The organism is Thiomicrospira sp. ALE5 (assembly GCF_900112445.1).
Classification (GTDB): Bacteria; Pseudomonadota; Gammaproteobacteria; order Thiomicrospirales; family Thiomicrospiraceae; genus Thiomicrospira.
Window position 1 is genome coordinate 499,519 of record NZ_FOYY01000003.1, and the last position, 6,324, is coordinate 505,842.

The following is a 6,324-nucleotide window of genomic DNA, read 5'->3' on the forward strand; positions in this document are numbered from 1 at the left end:
AAATGCAAAACTCAATACAGCGTTTAAATCGCCATTTAACGACAGCGTTTGTCATCACTTTAGTCATGGTCATTGCGATGGCAGGTTATGCTGCGATGCTGTTTAAGGAGAGATTTGACTATCAAAAGCAATTGGATGGTCTCTCAACCTTGATTGACTATGGTTTTGCGATTACGCAGGAATCACGACGTGGTTATGTGTTTGGTTATTCTCCGGACATTGTGATTGAGCATGAACTGGACACTCTAACGACCGATACCCTGCGTTTAGCGGATTTAGCCTTCTCAACCGATTTGTTAAATCAAACAAGCGCCGATATACCATATCTTCGTATTTTAACGACAGAGTTTGACTTGAAGCGTGATCAGCTTTACCGATGTCAAACTGCGGATTCATGCCAGTCTTTAGCGGAAGAGTTCCAGCTAAAGGGCATCAATATCCACACCCAACTTGTTGTTTCGATGACCAATTTGTTTTTTCAAACGCCGATTTCCGAGCCGTTGATTACCGACCATATGACTTTATTACGTATGTATTTGAATTATCGTGAAGGGTTATCGATGATTTTAAGCACAGTGCGCGTTATGGATGCATCAGCACAATTTGACCAGCGTGAGTTATTGCGTGCCCGATTTGATAGAAGTCAATTGGAGTTTAATAGGCTAACGAATCATTTAACATCCAACAGTGACAGGTTTTCGACAGAATTATTAGTGCATTTGGAGCAGGATGCGAAGCTCTATCAAGTGCTGATTGCTGACTATATCCAACCAATGTTGGACAAAACCTATCAACCGAACCAACACATTAATTTCGGGCCGGATGTATCGCGCCCGTTTTATAGTCAAACTAACCAGACACTGCACATTATCGAGCAGCAGTTAAGAGACGCATATCGCCAACGTATGCTTGACAAAACCCTTCAACATTTACTGTGGCTAATCGGTACTTTTATTTTACTGGGATTATTAATCGGCTATGGAAGAGGCATCAGGCAGCTTGCGATTATACCCTTACAAGAAAACGAAGCGATTTTAAACTCCGCTGCCGCAGGGATTATTCAAATTAACGCACGAGCAGAAATTATTCGTGTTAACCAAGCAGCGTTAAGGTTATTTGGTTATCCACAAGATGAACTACTTGGGCAGAACGTGAATATCCTGATGCCGCAGTCTTATGCCCAACACCATGACCAATATGTGGCTAATCAAGTTGAAACCGGCATCAACAAAATTATTGGCACGGGGCGTGAAGTCACCGCTATCAATAAACAGGGAGAAGAGTTTCCAATTCATCTTGCGATTAGCCGAGTTGAAAATGGTAACGCACTAAGTTTTATTGGTATCGTAACCGACTTAAGTGAACGTGAAAAACAACTGAAGGCAACAGATTTAAGAACTAAGCTGTTGGCTGCGTTAAAAAAAGCAACCGAAGAGTTTGTGGCGATTACCGATAACCAAGATCAGGTTTGGGATGATTTGTTACACAGTCTATTAGAAATTACCGACAGTGAACAGGGTTTTATCGGCGAGGTGTTGTTTCATGAAGACGGCGAGCGTTGCCTTAAAATTCACGCGATTACCAATATTTCGTGGGATGAACCGTCTTACGAACTCTATGAAAAGCTCAAAAGCCAAGATATGCTGCTTTGCAGCAGCGAAACCATGATTGGCATGCCGATGTATCAAGAGCAGATTATCATTGGCAATGACATGCAAAACGACCCGCGTGGCGGTCATACACCGCATGGTCACCCACCCTTGCGCAAATACATGGGTGTGCCTATTTTCCAAGCCGGTGAATTGATTGGTGTCTATGGTATTGCTAACAGCCCAGATGACTATTCGCTCGATTTAGCGGAGTTTTTAGAGCCGTTTAATAATACCTGTGGTGTACTGATTGCCAGTTTGCGCCAAGCCACAGAGCAAAAAGAATTGTTGGAAAAGCTAGAAATCGAAAAACGCAATGCGGAACAAGCGGCGGTGACTAAGTCGAACTTCCTCGCCAACATGAGCCATGAAATTAGAACCCCGATGAATGCGATTTTAGGCATGTCGCATTTAGCATTAAAAACACAACTTGATGCAAAACAGCGTGACTATGTCGAAAAGATTAAACGTTCGGCTGATGGTTTGCTGACGATTATCAACGACATACTCGATTTCTCAAAAATCGAGGCCGGCAAGCTTGAACTAGAAGAAATTAAACTCGATATCGAACAATTGCTTCAAGATGCGATCTTGCCGGTACAGGTTGCGGCGCGCACTAAACGCTTAGAAATTGTGGTCGATATTGCACCGGAGTTAACCGCTTGTTATGCGTCTCAAGTTTATGGCGATGCCACTCGGTTAAGTCAAATCTTAATCAATCTGCTGAATAATGCAGTGAAATTTACTGAGCAGGGTTATATTCGGCTTAAGGTTAGGTTCGATGAAAGCAGTTGGATGCTGAGTTTTGTGGTAGAAGATACCGGCATCGGCATGACCGAGGCGCAAATACAAAAACTCTTTACCGAGTTTTCCCAAGCCGACGCCAGCACCACCCGCAAATACGGCGGTACTGGATTAGGCCTGGCGATCTCTCGCAATTTGGCGCGCTTAATGGGGGGCGATTTAACCGTCAGCAGTGAACCGGGTGTTGGAAGTCGATTTACCTTCACAACGAATGTTTGTTTTGAAAATCAACCTTGCCATTCTAATTGCCAAGCTCTTGAACAAACAGCGCTGATTGTTGATGATCACCCCCTCGCTGCTCAACAGGTCAGTGCGCAGTTAGCACTATTTGACATCGAATCGGTAATTTTTGATTCGCCTACACAAGCACAGCAATACCTTGCCGAAGCTAAAGCGTTACCTGCCTGGGCGTTTATCGACTGGCAAATGCCCGAAAAAGATGGCGTAACGCTCATACAGGAGATTCAGCAAGCTTATCCTCAGCTGGCAAAACACTGTGTATTGATGTCATTTTACGATGTGTCTGAGCTGGGGGATATGACTCAAACCGCCTCAATTGATCATACCTTGATGAAGCCGGTATTTTCAGCCCAACTGCGTGGCTTGCTTTTTGGTGATCAAAGCGTGAAGTCAGCTGAAGACCTTGAGGGCTATCCGGACTTAACCGGTAAGCGTATTTTATTGGTGGAAGACAATCCGATTAATCAACAGATTGCCGAAGAGCTTTTGGCAGAAACCCGTGCAGAGGTCATTAGCGCAGATAATGGCGAAATCGCACTTTATCTTGCAACAAAAAGCGGTAAGGCCTTTGATTTAGTGTTGATGGATATCCAAATGCCGGTGATGGATGGTTTGAGTGCAACCCGCGCAATGCGTGCAGCGGGTCTGACGATACCTATTATTGCCATGACAGCCCATGCGTTTGAGGAGGAGCGTCAGCGCTGTGAAGCCGCCGGCATGGATGCACACTTTACCAAACCGATTGACCCGCCGAGCTTATACACTCTATTAGCCCACTGGTTAGGCGCAACGCAGCGGATCGAGGTTCAGCAAGAAGATGATGCGACCATTGAAACGGATTTAGCTGCAATATCTGGTTTAAACACCCAGGTGCTAAAACAAAACCTTGGTAGCAAACCACAGTTGCTAATTTCGTCCCTATGCGACTTTGTCAAACGTTATGCCACGGGATTAACCGCTTTGCAGCAGACCTTGAAAATCGAAAATCAGCAAGAAAGCGAGCGCCAAGCGCATACGCTCAAAGGCTTGTGTGCCACTTTTGGTTTTGTAGAATATGCGCAGCGTTTAGGCGATATTGAAAATAACGTACGTGCAAAACAATTAGACCATGCGTTGTCGTTAATCGACCAGGCCTGGTTAAGCTCATTTGAACGCTCAATGAATGAGCTAAGCAAGTTTTGTGTTGAACAACAAGCCAAGCAATCTCATAATCTACAAGTCATTGATGAATCACACTGGCCGGACATTTTACTTAACTTCAAAACGCTGCTTGAAGAATACGATGGCACATCAACGATTTATTTTGACGAAAACCATGCCTATTTTGCAAAATACTTGAACCCCGAATCACTACAGAAGATTCAAAATCATATTGAAAACTATGACTTTGAGGACGCTCTAGCACTTCTGCCTAATAACGACTAACATTTAATTTATTAAGGTAAACCAACACCCCGCGTTATACTCTAAACGGCGTCAATTATTTAAACGAGGTGGTCTATGGAGCAGGCGTCATGGGTGCGACTACAAAATGGTTCAGACATTCGAGGCGTGGCGGTTGCCGGCATCGCCGATCAACCGGTTAATTTAACCGCCGCCCATGCCAACTCGATTGGCCAAGCCTTTGCGCACTGGCTAGTGACTATCATCAACCATTAAAAGGCCTAAAGATTATTGTTGATGCCGGTAATGGTGCCGGTGGCTTCTTTGTCGATAAGGTTTTGCTACCGCTGGGTGCCAATACCCAAGGCAGCCAATTTTTAGCGCCTGATGGTCATTTTCCCAATCATGTGCCCAACCCCGAGGATGCTCAAGCGATGCAATCAATTTGTGCTGCTGTAGTACAGCACCAAGCCGATCTGGGGCTAATTTTTGATACCGATGTGGATCGAAGTGCCGCCGTCGATGAACACGGACAGGCCATTAACCGCAATCGTTTAATTGCGCTGATGGCCGCCATCCTGCTTAAAGACGCACCGGGGGCAACCATTGTGACCGATTCTGTCACCTCTGATGGCTTAACTGATTTTATTGAACAACAACTGCAAGGCAAGCATCATCGCTTTAAGCGTGGCTATAAAAACATCATCAACGAAGCGATCCGCTTAAATAACCAAGGTGTATTAACGCCTTTAGCCATTGAAACATCCGGGCATGCCGCATTAAAAGACAACTACTTTTTAGATGACGGCGCCTACTTGGTCACGCAATTACTTATTGAGCTGGCCAAAGCAAAACTACAAAATCGGTCGTTAACCAGCCTGATTACCACCCTGCAAGAACCGGTTAAAGAACAAGAATGCCGCTTTCATATTTTGCAGCCCGACTTCCAACACTATGGCCAACAGGTGCTGGATGCCTTGACTCACTATGTGGCAAAACAACCTGGCTGGCGACAAGTACCCAATAATTACGAAGGTATCCGCGTAGCCTGCCAAGCCGACGATGAACAAGGCTGGTTTTTGCTGAGGCTATCGCTGCATGATCCCGTGTTAGCACTGAATGTTGAATCCAATATCGCCGGCGGTGTCGATAACATCCTGGCGCGGCTGATGACATTTATGGCGGAGTTTAAGCAGGATTTGACGCTTGCGTCATAGATTTTCGCGAGCAGAAGTCTGCAGCAAATCCTCACCGTCATTAACTGGCAAAAAGAAGGCTTATCGTTAGATGATATCTTGCTGACCAACAACGCCTAAGCCGACATCTGCAAGCCAACCTAGACGGATTTTGAAATCATTAAGCAAGCGAATCAGCAGCACGAGATTATTGAAGTGCAACACAAATCGGGCAATGCCATCATCATGTCGGCTGATGATTATGAAAGCCTGCAAGAAACCTTGCACCTGTGATATTTTGCGCAACAAAATCTCGATTTCACCACAAAGCGGCAAACCGCTGGTAGGCGACTTAAAAGGCTATTACTCTATTCGCCTAAGTTTCCAGGACCGGATTGTCTATCGAATAGAAGAAGGTCGCTGCATCGTCTTGCTTATTAGAGCTCAAACATATTACGGTGAATAAATGCACTATTTTTAATCATCGCTAAAATTCGATATTTTTAAAGAGCACTAAGGGTTAGCGATAGATTGTCTAAAGGATTTTAGTGTGTATATTGCAGCTGAATTTTAAAGCCACAGGCATGCGCATACTTTTGCAGGGTTTTCCAACCAGGATTACCTGATCCAGACTCTAGACGGATTATGCTGCGTTTAGTTGTACCCATTTTTTCAGCAAGCTCATCTTGCGTTAAACCTGCTTTTTGGCGCATAGTTAATAAGGTCGCAATAAACTGAAATTCATCCTCTAGCGCATCATATTCTTTTTTAAAATAAGGGTTTTTAAACGCTTCCTGTTTTAACTCGTCCAGCGTCATCATTTTCATACTTAATTTCCTTTACAGAGCACGATACATTACTCAAAACCATCTTGAACATCTAAGATTTTAACAAGACGATAAATATAACTATATATTTTTGGTTTTTAAATAATCGGGCTGCCTTTTCGTAAAATGATCACCTGTGCCCGCGTTTAGAAGAAACACCCCCACGGGCGTGGGGAAGACTTTAAGCGGTCGGGTTATCGGGCGGCTAATTTGGAAACACCCCCACGGGCGTGGGGAAGACCCTCA

Annotated in this window: 5 protein-coding genes; 4 read left to right on the plus strand and 1 reads right to left on the minus strand. The window is 44.5% G+C overall.

Annotated elements, in window-relative coordinates; translation table 11 throughout:
• Positions 1–2 precede the first annotated feature (2 nt).
• The 4 genes from BM293_RS02590 (at position 3) to BM293_RS02600 (ending at position 5,545) form a co-directional block, all read left to right on the plus strand.
• Positions 3–4,118 (plus strand): hybrid sensor histidine kinase/response regulator, encoded by a 4,116-nt coding sequence (locus BM293_RS02590; protein ID WP_093446592.1) that lies wholly within the window; start codon positions 3–5, stop codon positions 4,116–4,118.
• 75 nt (positions 4,119–4,193) lie between these two features.
• The gene (locus BM293_RS10310; RefSeq protein WP_234968867.1) at positions 4,194–4,352 is read left to right on the plus strand and encodes a hypothetical protein; all 159 of its coding nucleotides are present in this window, start codon (positions 4,194–4,196) and stop codon (positions 4,350–4,352) included.
• Between the two features lie 14 nt (positions 4,353–4,366).
• The gene (locus BM293_RS02595; protein ID WP_234968930.1) at positions 4,367–5,293 is read left to right on the plus strand and encodes a phosphohexomutase domain-containing protein; all 927 of its coding nucleotides are present in this window, start codon (positions 4,367–4,369) and stop codon (positions 5,291–5,293) included.
• 174 nt (positions 5,294–5,467) lie between these two features.
• Positions 5,468–5,545 (plus strand): hypothetical protein, encoded by a 78-nt coding sequence (locus tag BM293_RS02600; RefSeq protein WP_234968931.1) that lies wholly within the window; start codon positions 5,468–5,470, stop codon positions 5,543–5,545.
• A gap of 251 nt (positions 5,546–5,796) precedes the next feature.
• Here the strand turns inward: BM293_RS02600 and BM293_RS02610 are convergent, their stop codons facing one another.
• Positions 5,797–6,078: a helix-turn-helix domain-containing protein gene (locus BM293_RS02610; RefSeq protein WP_234968868.1), complete on the minus strand. Its 282-nt coding sequence runs from the start codon at positions 6,076–6,078 to the stop codon at positions 5,797–5,799.
• Positions 6,079–6,324: the final 246 nt, after the last annotated feature.

What these genes read in the sequence shown, in the direction of transcription:
- BM293_RS02590 (WP_093446592.1), top strand. Translation starts at nt 3, where the DNA reads ATGCAAAACTCAATACAGCGTTTAAATCGCCATTTAACGACAGCGTTT.
- BM293_RS02610 (WP_234968868.1), bottom strand. Translation starts at nt 6,078, where the DNA reads ATGAAAATGATGACGCTGGACGAGTTAAAACAGGAAGCGTTTAAAAAC.
- BM293_RS10310 (WP_234968867.1), top strand. Translation starts at nt 4,194, where the DNA reads ATGGAGCAGGCGTCATGGGTGCGACTACAAAATGGTTCAGACATTCGA.